Source organism: Agrobacterium sp. lyk4-40-TYG-31 (assembly GCF_030209855.1).
Classification (GTDB): Bacteria; Pseudomonadota; Alphaproteobacteria; order Rhizobiales; family Rhizobiaceae; genus Agrobacterium; species Agrobacterium vaccinii.
In genome coordinates this window covers 53,550-72,868 of record NZ_JARVRE010000006.1, presented here as the reverse complement: position 1 = coordinate 72,868, position 19,319 = coordinate 53,550, and the positions used below count along the sequence as shown (strand labels likewise).

Annotated in this window: 11 protein-coding genes; 5 read left to right on the top strand and 6 right to left on the bottom strand. The window is 57.1% G+C overall.

Annotated elements, in window-relative coordinates:
• The first annotated feature begins 126 nt into the window (after positions 1–126).
• From fdhD to QRN55_RS14410, 4 genes are all read left to right on the top strand, one after another.
• A complete protein-coding gene (gene fdhD, locus QRN55_RS14425) occupies positions 127–954 on the top strand; it encodes a formate dehydrogenase accessory sulfurtransferase FdhD (RefSeq protein ID WP_284777325.1) in 828 nt (275 codons plus the stop codon).
• A gap of 154 nt (positions 955–1,108) precedes the next feature.
• Positions 1,109–2,494, top strand: coding sequence for a sigma-54-dependent transcriptional regulator (locus tag QRN55_RS14420; RefSeq protein WP_284777231.1), 1,386 nt, complete (start codon positions 1,109–1,111; stop codon positions 2,492–2,494).
• On the top strand, positions 2,487–4,508 hold the full coding sequence (locus QRN55_RS14415; protein WP_284777230.1) for a cache domain-containing protein: 2,022 nt from the start codon (positions 2,487–2,489) through the stop codon (positions 4,506–4,508). The genes QRN55_RS14420 and QRN55_RS14415 overlap by 8 nt, the downstream gene beginning before the upstream one ends.
• A 351-nt stretch (positions 4,509–4,859) precedes the next feature.
• The gene (locus QRN55_RS14410) at positions 4,860–6,515 is read left to right on the top strand and encodes an OFA family MFS transporter (protein ID WP_284777229.1); all 1,656 of its coding nucleotides are present in this window, start codon (positions 4,860–4,862) and stop codon (positions 6,513–6,515) included.
• 67 nt (positions 6,516–6,582) lie between these two features.
• Here the strand turns inward: QRN55_RS14410 and QRN55_RS14405 are convergent, their stop codons facing one another.
• The 6 genes from QRN55_RS14405 to QRN55_RS14380 form a co-directional block, all read right to left on the bottom strand.
• Positions 6,583–8,340 carry a methyl-accepting chemotaxis protein gene (locus QRN55_RS14405; protein WP_284777228.1) on the bottom strand — a complete coding sequence of 586 codons (1,758 nt, stop codon included), beginning with the start codon at positions 8,338–8,340 and terminating at the stop codon, positions 6,583–6,585.
• A 331-nt stretch (positions 8,341–8,671) separates the two neighbouring features.
• Positions 8,672–9,148, bottom strand: a complete 477-nt coding sequence (locus tag QRN55_RS14400; protein ID WP_111840404.1) for a chemotaxis protein CheW — start codon at positions 9,146–9,148, stop codon at positions 8,672–8,674.
• A complete protein-coding gene (locus tag QRN55_RS14395) occupies positions 9,148–10,863 on the bottom strand; it encodes a methyl-accepting chemotaxis protein (protein WP_111840403.1) in 1,716 nt (571 codons plus the stop codon). Before QRN55_RS14395 ends, QRN55_RS14400 begins: the two co-directional genes overlap by 1 nt.
• A 270-nt stretch (positions 10,864–11,133) precedes the next feature.
• Positions 11,134–15,294 (bottom strand): translocation/assembly module TamB domain-containing protein, encoded by a 4,161-nt coding sequence (locus QRN55_RS14390; protein ID WP_284777227.1) that lies wholly within the window; start codon positions 15,292–15,294, stop codon positions 11,134–11,136.
• 44 nt (positions 15,295–15,338) lie between these two features.
• Positions 15,339–17,264, bottom strand: a complete 1,926-nt coding sequence (locus tag QRN55_RS14385) for an autotransporter assembly complex protein TamA (RefSeq protein WP_284777226.1) — start codon at positions 17,262–17,264, stop codon at positions 15,339–15,341.
• Between the two features lie 168 nt (positions 17,265–17,432).
• Positions 17,433–17,684: a YMGG-like glycine zipper-containing protein gene (locus QRN55_RS14380; protein ID WP_042620082.1), complete on the bottom strand. Its 252-nt coding sequence runs from the start codon at positions 17,682–17,684 to the stop codon at positions 17,433–17,435.
• A gap of 372 nt (positions 17,685–18,056) precedes the next feature.
• Between QRN55_RS14380 and hemA the strand changes: the two genes are divergently transcribed.
• The gene (hemA, locus tag QRN55_RS14375; protein WP_112499086.1) at positions 18,057–19,274 is read left to right on the top strand and encodes a 5-aminolevulinate synthase; all 1,218 of its coding nucleotides are present in this window, start codon (positions 18,057–18,059) and stop codon (positions 19,272–19,274) included.
• Positions 19,275–19,319: the final 45 nt, after the last annotated feature.

The window sequence follows — 19,319 nt, the reverse complement described above, 5'->3', positions numbered from 1 at the left end:
AACAATACGAAAAGCGGCCAACTTGGCCGCTTTTTGTTTTTCTAGGCTGTGTTCGCCAAAACAGGAAACTGGTGACAGCGAATATGCTTCGCTAGGTTGGCGAGTGACGTCACAAGGGTATCTCGTATGTCTCCAGTTCCAGCCTATCGTTCGGTCAAGCGCATCTCGCTTAAAAATGGTGCGGTAAAGGAAGACGCGCGCGACGTTCCAGAAGAGATTCCTGTTGCTTTTTCTTATGGTGGCTCGACCCATGCAGTGATGATGGCATCCCCGGTCGATCTGGAAGATTTCGCCTATGGTTTCAGCCTTACCGAAGGTATCATTTCGGAGGCTTCACAGATTGAAGCAGTTGACGTCCTCGAAACGGACCAGGGCTTCGATGTTCAGGTCACATTGTTCGATCAGCAGGCGGACGCATTGCGGGCGCGCAGGCGTCACATGGCGGGTCCAGTCGGCTGCGGTTTATGCGGGATCGAATCCATCGAGCAGGCCGTGCGCCCGATACCCTATGTGTCGTCCGTCGAATTGAGCCTCCATACAACCGAACTTGTTAAAGCGATGGACGCCTTGCATGCGGAACAGGCCATTTTTCGGCATACACGAGCGGTACATGGGGCGGGCTTTTATATTCCGGCGTCCGGCCTCATCGCTGCCAGAGAAGACGTTGGCCGACATAATGCCTTGGATAAGCTCGCTGGCTGTGTTTTACGAAGCGGTCACTCTGGTTCAACCGGCGTCGTTGTGGTCACCAGCCGTATTTCCGTGGAAATGGTGCAGAAGGCTGCGATTTTGGGCAGTCCGATCCTTGCAGCGGTCTCAGCCCCGACAGCGCTTGCAATCGAAACCGCTGAGGAGGCTGGAATGACGCTCGTCGCGCTTGTGAGGGGCGAAGATTTGGAAATCTTCACCCGCTCGGATCGGATCGTTTTGAATATGCCTGACGATAAATCTTGAGGGATTGCCCGCATTCCTTTTGCTTTCTGCTTCTGCTTTGATATTCGTCAACTGGATATCAACGGACGCTCGCCAGCGTGAGAGTGGTATGCCTGTGCATTCCCAGAACCATATTTGACGGGCTGCGTCGCGACGACGTTTCCGGGAGACGACAATGCAGCATGACTTGATCTCGAAGACGCGGCATGCCGTTCAGGAAACGGATTTCGGACCCTGGCTGGCGAAAGCGTCGATCCTCATCATTGATGATGAGCCCGGCATGCGCAATTTCCTGATGCGGACGCTGGAGACGCGGTGCGCCTTCGTGGATGAGGCCGCCGACACCGTCGAAGCCAGCCGAAAACTCGACGAGCGGCATTTCGACGTCGTCATTCTCGACAACATCATGCCGAAGAAAACCGGGTTGGAATGGTTGGCTGAGCAGAGAGCCATCGGGTTCTATGCCGATGCGATTTTGATGACGGCCTATGCCGATCTGGACACCGCCATTCAGGCCATCCGCGCAGGTGCGGCTGACTTCGTTTTGAAACCGTTTCGTTCCAATCAGATACTGAATGCCATTTCTCGCGCGCTTGACCGGTCCAACCTGCAGCAGGAAAACTCGGCGTTGAGATACCAGCTGAAAACGGCGTCAGAGCACATATTCCTACGGGACAGGCTGGTCGGCAGTTCGACGACCATCCAACAGACCCGGGATATGATAAGTCGCGTTGCGCCTTTGCCGACGTCTGTTTTGCTGACGGGTGAGTCGGGAACGGGTAAGGAGGTGCTGGCCCATTCCATTCATGAATTGTCGGACAGGGCCGACAAACCGTTCGTGCCCATCAACTGCGCAGCCATTCCCGCCGATATGCTGGAGACTGAGCTGTTCGGCCATGTCAAAGGCGCTTTCACGGGCGCCGATAGTCGGCGGGAGGGGCTTTTTCTTCACGCCCAAGGCGGCACGGTGTTTCTAGATGAAATCGGTGAGATGCCGATGGCGCTTCAGAGCAAGCTTCTTCGGGTCATCGAAGATCGCAAAGTACGACCCGTTGGTGCCGAGCGGGAAGTGCCGATCGACATCCGCTTCATCTTCGCGACCAATGCAGATCTGGCGGCGGACGTGGAAAAAGGACGTTTCCGCGCTGATCTGTTTTACCGTATCAACGTCATGCAGATCTATCTCGCACCACTGCGGGACCGGGAGCGTGATGTGGTCGAACTGACCGACCTTTTTATGCATAAGTTATCGCAACAGCTTGGCATGCCGCCTGTTGCCATCAATGATACGGTGCGCGCAATGCTGCTTGCCTATCATTGGCCGGGCAATGTGCGAGAATTGCGCAATTTCATCGAACGGAGCCTCATCCTCGGGCGCTTTCCGCTGGATTTGCGGGGCAGCAATGCCGTCACTCCTGCAACAGGCACGCTCGAAGAGATTGAGCGTCGTCACATTCTCGCTGTCTTAAACGAGATGGCTGGCAACAGGGACGAAGCCGCTAAACGTCTGGGCATTTCCCGCAAAACAATCGACCGTAAAATGTCGTCCTGGCATGGCTGAGAAACCGGCGCTCACACCGTTCTGGTACGCTGTCAGGTCCGTTCGTTTCCGGCTGTTGGCGATTGCTCTTTTGCCAACGCTGGTTATTTTGCCGCTTCTTCTCGGTGTAACCATGGTGCGTTGGAGCGGCAAGTTCGACGCGCTTTTGATCACGAAGGTCAATAGCGACCTGACGGTGGCTCACCAGTATCTAGCGACCATTCTGGAAAATACCGGCGAACGGCTTGAGGCCATCGCCAATTCTGCGCGCTTACGCGATATCGTTGCCGATGGCGATCAATCCTCACTTGCCGGGGTTCTCGAAGAAAACCGGCAACAGCTCGGTCTGGATTTTCTGTTCGTCGTTGATGGCGCGGGCAATGTCTCGGCCAGCGCCGGTACGGATGCGAAGCGACTTCGGGTGGACTGGCCGGTCCGTGCAACGGCGCTTGCAGGCAAGGCGTCCTATTCTATCGATATCTTTTCGCAGGAAGATTTGGCGGGGCTTTCTCCAGCCCTTGCGGAGCGGGCACATCTGGAACTCGTGCCGACGAAATCAGCGCATGAAGGGGACAGGACTGTTGAGACACGCGGCATGATGATCCATGCCGCAAGTCCGATGCGTTTGCCGGGTAGTACTGCATTGGCGCTCGTGGGCGGGCGGTTGCTCAACCAGAATCTCGATTTCATCGATACGATCAATGATCTCGTTTACCGTGAAGCTAGTTTGCCGGAGGGAAGTCAGGGCACGGCGACCCTTTTTCTGGATGACGTTCGCATCAGCACCAATGTCCGCCTGTTCGAAAATCGTCGCGCACTGGGCACCAGAGTGTCGGAGGCGGTGCACACGGCGGTTTTGGGGGCAGGGCAGGTCTGGCTGGACAGCGCTTTCGTGGTCAACGACTGGTACATTTCTGCCTATGAGCCGCTTGTCGACAGCTATGGCAAGCGTGTCGGCATGCTCTATGTGGGCTTTCTGGAAGCGCCCTTTGCGCAGGCGAAATACGAAACTCTTGGTTCGGTGATCGCGGCCTTTCTGGGCATCACCATTCTCAGCATTCCGGTGTTTCTGCGGTGGGCAAGAGGCATTTTCAAACCTCTGGAACGCATGACGCAGACGATTTCCAAGGTCGATGATGGCGATCTCGGCGCGCGGACAGGCCTGCCACCCACTGGCGACGAGATTGGCCGGGTGGCCGTGCATCTCGATGAATTGCTCGATCGTCTTCAACAGCGCGAAGGCGAGTTGCGTGCCTGGAATGAGGAGCTGAACGTCCGGGTAGAGCAGCGAACGCAGGAACTGCAACTGGCCAATCTGCGTCTGGAAGCGACCACCAAGCAGCTCGTGATGTCCGAGAAACTGGCGACGATCGGCGAGATAACCGCTGGCGTTGCGCATGAAATCAACAATCCCATTGCCGTCATCCAGGGCAATCTGGAGGTCGCGCGTAGCATGCTCGGTGACGGGGCGGACGTTGCGACGACCGAATTCAACCTCATCGATGAGCAGGTAGACCGCATCAGCCGGATCGTCGGCAAGCTCCTGCAATTTGCCCGCCCGGAAGAGTTTGCGGGTTATGTGGAGCGCCAAAGCCCGGCGACCGTGATCTCGGACTGCATGCCGTTGGTCAAGCATGTGCTGAACCATGCCGGTGTCGAAGTCGTCAGGAATGACAGCGCGCAAGGGCTTCTCGCGATGAACCGGACCGAGTTGCAGCAGGTGCTCGTCAATCTCATCGTCAACGCTGCGCATGCCATGCCGCAAGGCGGAACGCTGACATTGACCAGTGCAGACGAGGAACGTCATGGTTCTCACGGCGTGGCTGTCACAGTCGCGGACACGGGCGTTGGCATGGCCGAGGATGTCGTCGCGAGGATTTTCGATCCATTTTTCACGACCAAACGACAGGAAGGCACTGGATTGGGCCTTTCGGTCAGCCAGATGTTGGTGGCTCGGCAAGGCGGAGACATCACGGTCACAAGTGTGGTTGGCACCGGAACCGCATTTACGATCTGGCTCCCTCATGCTGTCTGACAGCGAGGGGTTTGCACATCAGAAAATGGCGAAATAAAAGCGAAATTACGGACATTTTGTCGCTCAAGTGAGACAATTTGTCTCGGACGATAGTGCGAAAAAGACTATCGTATTGATAAATAACAATTTCATTTTTGGCACAGGAATTGCTCCGTTGTTGCTAGCAACACAAATGTCCCTGCGTACGAGCGTCCCATAGAAGGAGCGCCCAGGCATTCGGACATGTGGGCTTGGGACCTTGTTTCAAGGGATGAAGGCGCAGCCGTAACGATTACGGGCTGCGCCTCACCTCCGTGAAGCTAACAACAACATCGAAATTCAGCGCGCAAAGCGGTGAATGGAGGGACACACATGACTGCGACCAACGAAACGCTCGCGCCGGTGGCTGCGGGTGCCGGTCTTCTGGACCGTGAACGCATTATCGCTAAACCCGGCTTCAACCGTTGGCTGGTGCCACCGGCAGCGCTGGCAATCCATCTCTGCATCGGCATGGCCTATGGCTTTTCGGTCTTCTGGCTTCCGCTGACCAAGGCAATCGGCATTACCTCCACCGTTGCCTGTGCTGACCTCAACCTCGCATCCGCTCTGTTCACCACTACCTGCGACTGGCGTGTGAGCGATCTCGGTTGGATCTACACGCTGTTCTTCGTGCTTCTCGGCTGCTCTGCTGCCATCTGGGGCGGATGGCTGGAACGCGCGGGTCCACGTAAGGCCGGTTTTGTATCCGCGATCTGCTGGTGCGGTGGCATGACCATTGCCGCCATCGGTATCATGACGCACCAGCTCTGGCTGATGTGGTTCGGCGCCGGTGTCATCGGCGGTATCGGCCTTGGTCTCGGTTACATCTCTCCGGTCTCGACCCTCATCAAGTGGTTCCCTGACCGTCGTGGCATGGCAACCGGCATGGCCATCATGGGCTTCGGCGGCGGCGCGATGATTGGTGCGCCCTTGGCTGATGCCTTGATGCGCCACTTCCGCACGGATGTGTCCATCGGCGTTTGGGAAACCTTCCTCGTCATGGCGGCAATCTATTTCGTCTTCATGATGGCTGGCGCATTCGGTTACCGCATTCCTCCTGCTGGCTGGAAACCAGAGGGCTGGACAGCACCGGCTGCCAAGAACTCGATGATCACCACCCGTCACGTTCACCTCAAGAACGCGCACAAGACCAAACAGTTCTGGATGATCTGGCTCGTTCTCTGCCTCAACGTATCAGCTGGTATCGGCGTTCTCGGCATGGCGTCGCCCATGTTGCAGGAAATCTTCGCGGGCTCCCTCATCGGTCTTCCCGAAGTGAAGTTCGCCGATCTGACGCCCGAGCAGCTTGCGCAGATCGCCGCCATCGCTGCCGGTTTCACCGGTCTGCTGTCGGTCTTCAACATTGCTGGCCGCTTCTTCTGGGCATCGCTGTCTGACCGCATCGGTCGCAAGGCTACCTACTTCACCTTCTTTGCGCTTGGCATCGTGCTGTATGCATCCGCTCCATGGGCGGCAGGTCTTGGCAACAAGGCGCTGTTCGTCGGCATGCTCTGCATCATCGTTTCGATGTATGGCGGCGGCTTCGCGACCATCCCGGCTTACCTTGCCGATATCTTCGGTACGCAGTTCGTCGGCGCCATCCACGGTCGTCTGCTGACGGCCTGGGCAACGGCTGGCATCATCGGTCCCGTCGTGGTCAACTACATTCGTGAAGCGCAGATCGCAGCGGGCATTCCGCGCGCTCAGGTCTACGATTTCACGATGTATATTCTGGCTGGCATGCTGGTTCTTGGCCTCATCGCCAACCTGATGGTCAAGCCACTCGCAGACAAGTGGTACATGTCCGACGAAGAAGTTGCGTCCCTTCAGGCGAAGACGTCTGCTGCCAGCAGCGGCCCGACAGGTTCCTTCGGCATCGGCAAAGGTGGCTTTGATACCAAGGCAGCAATTGCCTGGGCAATCGTCGGTATCCCAATCGTCTGGGGCATCTGGATCACCTTGCAGAAGACCTTCGTTCTGTTCACTTGATCAGATGAGCTCGAAAAGAAAAGGCGGCACTTGTGCCGCCTTTTTTATTTTTGGAGAACTTGAGGTTTTAAAATTCAGACCATTGTGCCGCCGCCATGCCTTGGCGGGCGGATGCCACCAATTTGTGGACGGGTGACGCGTCAGGCACTGCGGTGGGGCGCTGGGGCGCTGCTTGCGCTGGTGTATTTCCCACATTGAACTGCGTCAGCAAGTGGCGCAGGCTTTCTGCCTCACGGGCAAGGCCGTGGCTGGCTGCGGTGGTTTCCTCTACCATGGCAGCGTTTTTCTGGGTTGCCTGATCCATCAGGTTGACGGCGTCGTTGATCTCCGCAAGACCGTTTGCCTGTTCTTTCGATGCCTCGACGATGGCCGCCACGTTGACATCGATCAGGCCAACCTGTTTGGCGATTTGCTTCAACGCATCACCTGTCTGGTTCACGAGGTCAACGCCATTTTCCACCTGCTGGCGCGAGGTGTTGATGAGCTGCTTGATTTCCTTGGCAGCATTGGCTGAGCGTTGAGCGAGTTCACGCACCTCCTGCGCGACCACCGCAAAGCCCTTGCCAGCTTCGCCAGCTCGCGCTGCCTCTACGCCAGCGTTCAGTGCCAGCAGGTTTGTCTGAAAGGCGATGTCGTCGATAACGCCGATGATGTTGGTGATTTCGCCCGAAGACTGGGAGATTTGATCCATGGCACCGATGGCGCGGTGGACGATATCGCCGGAGACCTCTGCACTTTCCTTGGTCGAACTGACGAGCTTGCCCGCTTCATCTGCGCGCATGCTGGAATCCTTGACGGTTGTCGTGATTTCTTCCAATGCTGCGGCACTCTCCTCAAGTGAGGCGGCCTGTTGTTCTGTGCGGCGGGCGAGCTGGTCCGCGGCGACGCGGATTTCCGCAGAGCCGGATGCGATGGTCGCGGAGTTCTGAGCGACGGTCTGCATGGTCTCGCGCAGCTTCTCGATGACCTCGTTGAAATCCGCCCGCAGCTTTTCCATGCTCGGAACGAACGGCTTGTCGAGATGCTGCCGAAGTTCGCCGTCTGCAAGTTGGCGCAACGCGTTGCCCAATGTCGAAATGGCGCTCATGCGTGGTGTGACATCCGTCGCGAATTTTACGACCTTGATAACCTTGCCAGCGTGATCGATAATGGGATTGTAGGCCGCCTGTATCCAGACCTCCTTGCCGTTTTTGCCGAACCGCACGAACTCGTCGGAAATGAACTCACCGGCAGCCAGCCGTTTCCAGAAATCGGCATATTCTCTGGATGCAGCATAACCCGGCTCGCAGAACAGGCGGTGATGCTTGCCTGCAATTTCGCTCAAGGTGTAGTTCAACGTGCTACAAAAATTGTCGTTGGCCGTGAGAATTTCACCTGTTGGCGTGAACTCGATGACGGCCTGCGAACGGGAGATTGCTTCCAGCTTGCTCTTGTCGTCGTCTGCTTTCAGCTTTTTCGCTGTGATGTCGGTCGCGATTTTGACGACCTTGTAGGGCTGACCGCCGCGACAGACCGGGTTGTAGGATGCCTCGATCCAGATTTCGCGGCCATCTTTCCTGATGCGTCGATATTCGCGGGCATCGTATTTGCCGCTGCCAAGGCTTGACCAGAAATCCTGGTAGGCTGGCGACGCGACATATTCGGGATCACAAAAGATCCTGTGATGTTTGCCCAGAATTTCGCTCAGGTCATATCCCAGAGCAGTGCAGAAGTTTTTGTTTGCCGCGAGAATGTTGCCATTGAGGTCAAATTCGATCACGGCTTGCGAGGTCGAGATCGCCCCCAGAATGTTGCGGTCATCCGCGCTTTTTCCCAGCCAAAGCATGTCATCTCCAAGTGAGCTTAAAATGCCGCGGCAGTGACTTCAGTGTCGCGTGCGATTTTTGTAATGGGGTTAATTCCAGAGCATTTATTCAGTCTTTGATTGAATTAGACATTGGTAATATTAATATTGAGTTGACAAAAGAGTGATCTCAAGTCGAGTTCATGTTTAATTTAAGTCTAAATTTTTCTTTCCTCTCCGATTTTCTTCCGTTTTGGCTTTTTTGTTGATTGTTATATTTGGAAACAAAGCATTCAACGGAAGCATAAAACAGAAAAAGCGCCACCCGTTTCCGGGTGGCGCTTTGAATTCGCCGGTGTCTGGATGATGGCGCTTACGCGGCCAAGTCGTCCAGTTCTGCGCCCTTGAACATCTTCGCAAGGTTGAGGAAGCAGATCATGCCATGCTCGTTGGCGATGATGCCTTCCGAGAACGACTTGTCGAAGGATGCGGACACTTCAGGAACTGGCTGTACCTGGCTTGCCGGAATGGTCAGGATGTCAGACACGCGATCAACGAGCATGCCGATGACCATGTTGTGGACTTCAGCCACGACGATGGCGCTGCGCTCATTGGCAACGGTGCTCTTCATACCGAGCTTGTAGGCCAGGTCGATAATAGGAATAACCGAGCCACGAAGGTTCATCACGCCGATGACGTCCTTCGGTGCGTGCGGAAGAGGGGTGGATGGAGCCCAGCCGCGGATTTCACGGATCGTGGTCGTTTTGACGCAGAACTCCTGATCGTGCAGACGAAACGCGATGATTTCGAGGGTATCGCCGCCGAAGTTCGTAGAATTAATCGTAACCATCAGAATTCTTCCCAATCCTTGTTCTGGGCTAGTGCGAGCGCACCGACGCTTGCGTATCCGGACTTTGGCATCCTGCCTGGTGTACGAACAACTGGAGCTTTATTCTCCGGCTTCATTCTTTGATTCGTAGCAGAAGAATGTTTCCCAAATCTAAACTGCGTTAACAAATTTCTCAGCACGTCTGCTTCATGGGCAAGACTGTGGCTGGCTGCCGTCGTTTCTTCCACCATCGCTGCGTTTTGCTGCGTATTGGTGTCCATGGCTTCGACGGCGTGGTTGATTTCTTTCAGGCCACTGGCTTGCTCGCGCGCGGTCTCGACGATCGCGCCGACATTGACGTTGATCTCCGCGACCTGGGAAACGATCGTGTCGAGGGCCTTGCCGGTTTCTCCCACCAGTTCGACACCGTCCTTCACCTGCTGTGCAGAGGTGTTAATGAGCGTCTTGATTTCCTTGGCGGCTTGGGCCGAACGCTGCGCAAGTTCACGCACTTCCTGCGCCACGACGGCAAAGCCTTTGCCAGCCTCGCCCGCACGCGCTGCCTCGACACCGGCATTCAGAGCCAGCAGATTGGTCTGGAACGCAATGTCGTCGATAACGCTGATGATGTTGCCGATTTCGTTGGAGGACTGCGAGATGCGGCCCATTGCCTCAATCGCCTTGCCGACCACAGCACCGGAATGTTCGGCTCCAGCCTTCGTCTTAGCCACGAGCTCGCCAGACTGTTCGGCCCGCACGGTGTTCTGCGCAACGGTTCTGGTGATTTCATTCAGCGCTGCGGAGGTTTCCTCCACCGCGGCTGCCTGCTGCTCAGTCCGCTTGGCCAGATTGTCGGAGGCCTCGCTGACTTCGCGTGATCCCGTTGCAATGCCGCTGGCGCTTTCGGCAACTTCGCGCATCGCGCCCTGAAGTTTCTGCAGCGAGCTGTTCAGGTCCTGACGAACTTTCTCCAGCGTGGGAATGAAAGGGGTCTCGATGGTCGCGGTGAGGTCACCATTCGCAAGTGCGGTTAGGCTACCCGCCAGTTCGTCCACAGCGCGCACCCGTTCGGTCACATCGGTCGCGAATTTCACGACTTTGAAGACCCTTCCATCCGCATCCATGATGGGGTTGTAGGACGCTTGAATCCAGACTTCCTTGCCGCCCTTGCCGATGCGCTTGAATTCCGCCGAGATGAACTCGCCCGCTGCAAGCTTGCGCCAGAACTCCGCATAATCAGGGCTGTTGCGGAACTGATCGTCGCAAAACATGCGGTGATGCTGGCCGCGAATTTCATGCAGGCCATATCCAAGGCAATTCAGGAAGTTTTCGTTGGCGGTGATGATGTCGCCGGAGGTGGTGAATTCGATTACCGCCTGCGCACGCGAAAGCGCAGCTAGCTTTCCGGCATCTTCGGCAGATCTGGCTTTGTCTTCGGTGATGACGGTTGCAAGCTTGACGATGCTCTTGACCTTGCCGCCGAGGATGATCGGATTGTACGACGCCTGTATCCAGACTTCGCGTCCACCATTGGCAATGCGCTTATACTGGCGGGCGTCTGATTTGCCGTCGCCTAGATTTTTCCAGAAGGTGCTGTAATCCGCACTCTGGGCATAGGCAGGCTCGCAAAACATGTTGTGATGTCTGCCAACGATCTGCTCGGCGCTGTAACCCATGGCGCGGCAGAAGTTTTCGTTGGCGGAGAGAATTTTGCCGCTGGTATCAAACTCAATCATCGCCTGGGAGCGGCCCAGGGCGGTAAGAACAGCTTTTGCATGTGTTCCGAGGAGAGATAGCACTAGATGAACTCCATCGCAGGGACAGGCTGAGGTGTCCGATGCAGCTTAGGCCGTTGCGTGCGGGGCGTGATCAGCGGGCGAGCCAACTGTTCAAGGCAACAACAATTCATCTACAAGATCATATTTAAGAATATCTGAATTCGCATGCGTGCTTACACACGTTCAGAGTTGTCATTGAATCCGCAACAGGGTGAGGGTTCGCGGATATTAATATTCTTTTTCATAAAAAATGCCCGCCGCACCTTCGCCATCGCCACCGGCTTCGCCGCGCAACTTTACGCCTTTTCCGACATCAAGATTGATGATGGCTTTGGCGCCGGAGCTGCCGCTTTGTTCCAGTTCGAGATAGGTACGATCATTGAGATACTTACCGGCTGAGACGCGGGCCTGCCCTTCGGAATCCGTTGAAATATCGAGATCATCGATGCCGAGATTGCTGCGAAGACTGTCGAACAGGGATGTCGAGCGTCCGCCTGCAAGCTGTCCGGCGGCGTCGGCAAGCCGGGCGATCTGCAATGCGGAAAGCTTGGACATGGATTGGCCGAAAATCAGCTGCGCCATGACTTCATCCTGCGGCAGCGCCGGTGAGGAGGTGAAGGCAAAGGCCGGGTCGTTGGCATTTCCGGTGACCGATACCGTGACCGTCGTAGAGCCAGCGGTGGATTCGGCGGCCATGTTGAGGACGGGGACAAGTCCGCCGCCGAAGGTGATGTCGCCGGTGGTGAAATCCAGGCGGCGGGTCAGGATTTCAAGTCGGCCTCGACGCATCTCAAACCCGCCGGACACGGCAGGAGCCGCAGCCGTACCGCGCACCGTCAGGCTACCCGTCAACTCAGCATCGATACCGCGACCGCGCACGAATATACCGCTGGGCGCATTGATTTGAAGATCGAGCGCGATAGTGGATGAGCTACCGGAGCCACCCTTGTCGGCGTTGAGCTTTCTCTCTTGAGCACGCACGGCAGGCGGCGCATTCTTGTGCTTGACGTCGATCTGGGCCAGCGAAGCAGGCAGGCGTTCTGGAATGGTGATAGCGCTTTTCTCAAGCGTGATCGTGCCGCCTAGAACGGGTGAGTTCAGAACAGGACCTTTGAGCGTCAAGGTGCCACTGGCATTGGTCGTGAACAAGGTTCCGTCATTATAGGCTGCACGGTTCAGCGTGATCGTCAGGTCCGCAGGAAAGCCCGAGCCGGGTGCGATGCCGACAGTACCGGTACCGGAAATGCTGCCGCCGCCAGCCAGTCGCCCGGTCAGACGCGAGATGGTCGCCCGGTCACGCTGGAGATCGATGGTCGCACCGAGATTGTTGACGGTGAGGTTTCGGCGCACATCCGTCACGCGCGTCCCGTCAGTGGTTATGCCGCCGGTAATGATAGGCGCGGCCACCGTGCCCTCGATCTTCACATCGACAGCTGCCTTGCCGTTCACATCGAAACCCTGTGCTGCCGTCTGGGCAGCGACCGCGCCGAAGGGCATGTTGCCTTTGAATGCCATGGAGAGCGGGCGATTGCCGCTGATACCCAGCGTGCCGCCACCCGAGAGGGTCAGTCCGCCTTGACCGGTGACATTGGTGTCGAGACGCAAGGTTCCGCCAGCAAAGCGTCCATTTGCCTTGATACCGAGCGCACCGATTCCCGCTGCACGGCTCTGGCTGACCGCTGCATCCGACCATGTCAGGTCGTAGTCAACACTCGGGTCAGACGCGGAACCCTTCGCCGTCACAGTGCCGGAGATGGTTCCCGCCGCTTCAAGACCTGGTGAGAAGGCATTGGCGAGATTGGCTGGCAAAGCACGGATGTTGGCGGTGAGATCGAGCGCTGAACCAGCTGTGCCACTAACTTCCACCCGTCCATTGCCGGTCTGGATCACGAGGCCCGATACGCGCGCTACGCCAGCATTGACGGCTATCGTCGTTGGCTGCGCAAGCTTGACGGCAATACCAAGCGGTGTGGCGGACAAAGCGTCGATTTTGACGGCCAGAGCGCCTGTGCCTGTGTCGGCACTGCCCTTCAACACGAGAGGCGCATTGTAGTAGCGGGCATTGAGGTCGAATGTGGTGGCTGTCCCGGCATGGTCGATATCGAGGTTCATACCTGAAATGGAGGCTGCACCTGCATTGATCGTTTCTGCCGTCACTTTGCCGTTGGCGGCAAGTGACAGGAGGTCATCGACCTTCAGATCGGCGACGAATTTTGAGACCGCTGTTGTGCCCTGTCCGATGCGGGTGCCCGAGGCGCGAATCGTCGCTGCGATTTTTCCATCGGCATTGGACAGCGCGACATTGCCCTTGATATCGCCACTGGCCTGTTGCGCGGCCAGTGCTGCCAGCAGCGAGACGTCAGGGAAATCGAAGGACAGTCTCCCCGTTGGCAAAAATTCCGGTGTGAATTGAAGTTGGCCGGTCAGCACGTTGCGCCCGACCTTGACATCGAGTTGCGGAACGCTTGTTCCGTTCTGGCCCTGGACGAGCTCGCCGGAGGCATCGATGACCTGGCCGTCCAGTGAACCACTGGCCTGAAGCTTGGCTTGCGGAGCGTTTGCATCGGCTTTGCCTGTTGCCGATAGGGTCAGCCCCTCCAATGCGCGGCCTGCTAGTGTAGCTTTTGCTGCGTTGAGGTTGAGCTTGAAATCGGCGGCGGTTAGGGGGCCGCTCGCTTCGAGTGCGAAGCCCAGCGCTCCGACCGCCTGTGGAGTCAGTTTTTCCAGTGCAGGCAGACGACCGCCGAGCTTTGCAGTGACGTTGCCATTCTCCAGAGCGATATCGCCATTGGCCTCTACTGTGCCGGATTTGACGACGAGGTTCTCGACACTCGTGCGGCCACCAATAGTGCTGTTGACATAGGCGTCGATTGCGATGGTGGTGTCGAATTTTTCTGCAAGCGTAGGCGGCAGGACGGCAGGCAGAACGAAAAGGCGAAGATTTGTCGCGATGGTCCCTGCGGACAGATCGTAGGTGCCGCTTCCGGTGCCGCCAACACTGGCGCTTTCCAGCGTGGCGCCTTCGAATGCGATGGTTTGTGGTGAGATGCGAAGCGGCGCGTTTAAGGTCAGGGGAGCCTTGATCGCCCGTTCGAGTTCCGGTGCCACCAGCGCCGATTGCGCGATACTGACGGAGGTCTTCACCGTACCGGTCTGGCTGGCAAGGTTGAGATCATCGCTGACAGCCGTCAGTTTCACATCATCGATACGACCCTGCGGCAGTGCGAGGGAGCGCAAGGAGGCCGACAGATTGAGTTTGGCAGCGTCCGCATTGCCACGCAGGGATAGATCGACGCCGTTGACCAGTGCAGCAATTTCACCGCCTTCCAGGGGCAGCCTGATATCGACAGGGCCATTTGTGCCGATCAGGTTTGCGGACAGATCGTTCTGGCCTTGCTGATCGATAGCACCCGATGCCGTGAGGAGCAGTTTTCCCGTTTCCAAATTGCCGCTCTCGACACTGATACGTCCGTTCGGCGCAAGAGTCGCGACGAGGTCCAGCTTCGTTTGGCCTTCGAAAAGCTGGCGCACCATAGGGGGTAACAGCATATCCGGCTGACCGCCGCCATGAAGTTCGATGCGTCTCATGCCATCTGTTGATAGCTGGTGACGACCGGTGAGTTCTAGAACAGCATTGCCGCCAACTGCGCCGTCCAGCTTTCCGGTCCAATCCGAAAGCGCACCTTCGCCGTTGATTTTCAAGGCAACGGCGGGAGCGTCTGGCAAACGCAAAAGCGTAGCCAGCAGACCACCCTGCGGCTCGTTCAGAGATGCATCGAGTTTCAGCACATTCTGGTTGGGAACGAAGGCGATATCCGCCGTCACCGTCGCGTCAGGCGCATCCTTGCGGTTGGCTGAAAGCGACAGCGCAATCGTGTCGGTGCTTGCGGTGCCGTTGCCTCTGGCCGCGAGTTGGAACGGGCGACCTGCGAGTTTTTCGCCAAGTTGGATATCCGGCAGTGCCAAATCATCGATTCTGACGTTGACGGGTAGGGAAAAACCCTCCGAGCTTTTCTGGGATGGTTCGGTTGATGGGGCAGGGGTTCTTTCGACATCGACGTTCAGGGCGCTGATTCGCTCGGCATGGAACGTGCCACGCAACAGCTCCAACGGCGACCAGTCCACTTCCACGCCATTGATTTGGGCATAGCGCCCTTCGCGGTCCGACAGCGTTACGGTGTCCAGCCGCAGTGCACCCGTGAGCAGGCCCGACGGTGGTGAAATGGTGATGGTTTGATCTGGGGAGGAGATCAGCGAGGAAACCTGCGTGGCCGTAAACTGCGCCCCTGTTCGCGTCAGCCCGATGAACATGACCGCCAGCACCAGCAAAGCCACGCCGCCAAGCGCAACGTAGATGATCCAGGTCAACAGTCGAATCAATGCGGTCATCAAACGTAATTCACTCTGCTGGTTGTCTAGAAAGGCATCGCGCCTCAGAACGACTGGCCGATACCGGCGTAAATGCCGAAGCTGCTTCCGCCCTCATATTTTTTGAGTGGCATGGCGACATCAAGACGCAAGGGTCCAAATGGTGTCGCGTAACGAAGACCGATGCCCGCACCGGCGCGAATATCGGAAAAGTCGGGCGCCAAATCCGAAGATACCACGCCGGCATCGACGAAGGGAACGAGGCCGATGGTCTCGGTCACCTTGAAGCGTGCCTCAAGCGAGCTGACCACATAGGAGCGTCCGCCGGTCGCATTGCCCTCGTCATTATAGGGCGAGATTTCCTGATAGCTGTAGCCACGAACCGATCCGCCGCCGCCCGCATAGAAGCGTCTCGTGGCTGGAACGTCCTGCAGCGAACTTGCGCCAACCAGCACGCCGCCCGCGATCTTTCCCGCCAGCACGACCTGATCGTCCGCGCCCAACCCTTTGTAGCCGGTGGTCGATCCTTCGAAGGACGAGAAGAACGTACCGTTCAGCGCTTCATAGCTCGGCTTTGCGGAAACAGAGGCGCGGAAGCCTTCTGTCGGGTTCAGCTTGTCGTCACGCATATCACGCACGAATTCCAGCGGGATCGAGGTGGTTAGGTACTGGTTGTTGCCGAAGGCATCGTCCGTATCGGTAAACTCGACCTCAAGTCCGGCAGACGCGGTGTCGTAATCGTTGAATTCGTAGGAGAAGCCGCCATATCCGGTAACGGATCGCGCATCATAGGTGTCGGGATGCTCGGTCTTTGCCTTCAGGCTTGCGGTAAAGGTGGTGGCCGGATTGAAGACGCCGGGCTTCGTGAAGATGATCCCGGCGGAATAGTCCATATCCTGCACATTCGAGGCCTCGCCCAGCCGTGAGACAGCGCCTTCGATGCGAAGGGATTCGGCTTTTCCAAACAGGTTGCGATGGCCCCAATACCCCTGAAGACCAATGCCTTCGGTCGTCGAATATTGTGCGCCGACGCCGAGGTAGCGATGCTTTCCTTCCGATACCTCGATGGTGAGCGGTATCGTCCCGTTGGGGGCGAGCGCGCTCGCCTCCTTTATGGTAATGCTGGAAAAGACGCCAAGTTTGCGAAGCCGGTCCGACGCCTTGCGCAGTTTTTCAGGCGAATAGGGCTCGCCGCCGTTCAGGCGAGAATAGCGGCGAATGAAGTCTTGATCGACGGTGCGCTGGCCCTTGACGGCCACTGCACCCAAGGGGGCGATGGGTCCGCCCGCGGCAGAAAGGGTGAGATCGACGGTGTTGGTGGCGTGATTGGCCACGGCTTCGCGCTTCGTCAACTCCGCAAGCGGCCGACCCTCGGCCTTGAGATCGTCGATGAGCTTGTTGCCGGCGCGGATGATGGCAAGCGAGCCAGCGTCGCCGCCGGTGACCAATCCATACTTTTCGAGATCACGCCCTGCGACATCGCCTTCGAGCCTGACATTTCCAAGCGTGAAGGACGGGCCAGGAGCGACGTCGATGACGACAGGCACTGGTCCTGAGCGGTTGAAGGACGGATTGGGCGGGATGGAATCGATGTCCTGCCCGGCAACCGTCACCTTGACCGTTCCGCCATATCTGGCGTTTTCGTAGAGCGCAGCGATCAGCCGCTCACGGTCGTCACGCGCCCGTATGAGCAGGCCAAGATCTCCCGATGCAGGCTTTTCCGGTTCTGACGCCAGAAGCGAGCTATTGGTCAGGCTCTCGGTGAGTTTGGTATCTGCGCCAGGCGCATTGAGCGTGATCGAGAACGTGACCGGATCGAGAACTTGCTGCTCATCCTTGTCTGAGCCAAAGAAATTGATGCCGAATAGCTTGAAGGCATAGGCGTTGCTGGCGAAACCCGGGTACAGGGCAATCGTTGCCGCTACCGCCATGGCGGTGCCTGCCTTCCAGTACGCAATACTTTTCTTTGGGTCAGTCCGTCGTTTTGGCATACGCTACTTTATGGTTGAGCATTTATTATCGGCCCCACCGGTTTCCCGTCCGTTAATATTCCAGCTTAGTCATAAACTGAAAGAATGGCACCCTGAAAAGCACTTTTTACGACGCAAACGCAAAAGCCCCGGCGAACCGGGGCTTTCTCGTGTACCAAAACTGAGCTGTTAGCGGCAACGTGCCGTGTAACGCTGACCGTACTGGTCGCGGTAGTAGCAATAGCCTGGCTCGGAAGCGTTACCGATCAGCGCACCGCCAACACCACCGATAGCCGCGCCAACGGCTGCGCCGCGGACGTTGCCGGTGACTGCGCCACCGATAACGGCACCGGATACGGCACCAATCGAAGCACCCTTTTCAGTCTGCGTGCAGCCTGCAAGCGTCAAACCGATGACGGCAAAAATAATAGCCTTTTTCATGAACTCTCTCCAACGTTACATACGAGCTCTATGGCTCTTGGTAGGCGTCCCATAGGTTATCTGCGGCGACTGCTACCTCCGACCGCGACAGATATCTAACAAGTCGAGTGTGTTAATGGAAGCCTCCCCTTACAGGCTGCGCTCCCCGCCCCAATCGATTGTGCCCTTCTCAACGTGGTTCAAAAGGAAAAGTTCCAATTCGTCGCGGGTTTGATGTGAATCAATTTTGCTGTTTGCTAAATATCTTATAGGTGTTCCTGGAATGGTTCAAAACTAGGGGCGAATTGACGCAGCTTTTCCGAAATGGCGTCGATGGGGTTGACGGTTCAGGGAGGTGAGCCGACAACGCCTGCAAGAATTCTGGAGCATGGAATGGACTTCGAGGCATATTTCAAGACTGAACTGGATGGTTTGCATTCGGAAGGTCGATACCGCGTATTCGCCGATCTCGAGCGACAGCAGGGAAATTTCCCGCGCGCGACCCGCTACACTTCAACGGGCGAAAAGCGCGATGTGACCGTGTGGTGTTCAAACGACTATCTGGGCATGGGCCAGAACCCGAAGGTCATCGAAGCCATGAAAGCGGCGATCGATCACTGTGGCGCGGGTGCGGGAGGCACCCGGAATATCTCTGGCACCAACCATCACCATGTGCAGCTCGAGCACGAGCTCGCCGACCTGCATGGAAAAGAATCGGCGCTGATTTTCACGTCGGGTTATATTTCCAACTGGGCGACACTTGGAACGCTGGGTCAGAAGATACCGGGCCTGATCATTTTCTCCGATGCGCTCAACCATGCTTCGATGATCGAAGGCATACGCTATGGGCGTTGCGAAAAGGTCATCTGGAAGCATAACGATCTTGAAGATCTCGAAGCAAAGCTGAAAGCGGCCGATCCTTCTGCACCGAAGCTGATTGCCTTTGAGTCAGTCTATTCGATGGACGGCGACATCTCTCCGATCAAGGAAATCTGCGATCTCGCCGACAAATATGGCGCGATGACCTACCTCGATGAAGTGCATGCGGTTGGTATGTATGGTCCACGCGGCGGTGGCATTGCCGAGCGCGAAGGTCTGATGCACCGCGTGACGATTATCGAGGGCACCCTGGGCAAGGCTATCGGCGTGATGGGCGGATACATCGCCGCTTCGGAAGCGCTTTGCGACTTCATCCGCTCCTTTGCCTCGGGCTTTATCTTTACCACGGCATTGCCGCCATCGCTGGCCGCTGGCGCTGTCGCGTCCATTCAGCACTTGAAGGCTAGCCCCTTCGAGCGGTCGCGCCATCAGGAGCGTGTTCGCACCCTGCGCACCTTGCTGGATCAGACAGGCATCCCGCATATCCACAATCCAAGCCACATTGTGCCTGTGATGGTCGGCGATGCTGCCAAATGCAAATGGATATCCGATATCCTGCTGGATGATCACGGCGTCTACGTCCAGCCGATCAACTATCCGACGGTGCCGCGCAAGACGGAGCGCCTGCGGATCACACCAACACCGCTGCACAGCGATGCCGACATGGCGCAGTTGGTGGATGCGTTGCATCAGCTCTGGGCGCGTTGCGCTCTGGCGCGTGCGGTCGCCTGACAGCAACGTGCCTTTGATACCTTTATTGGAGGTCGCGGCTTGATC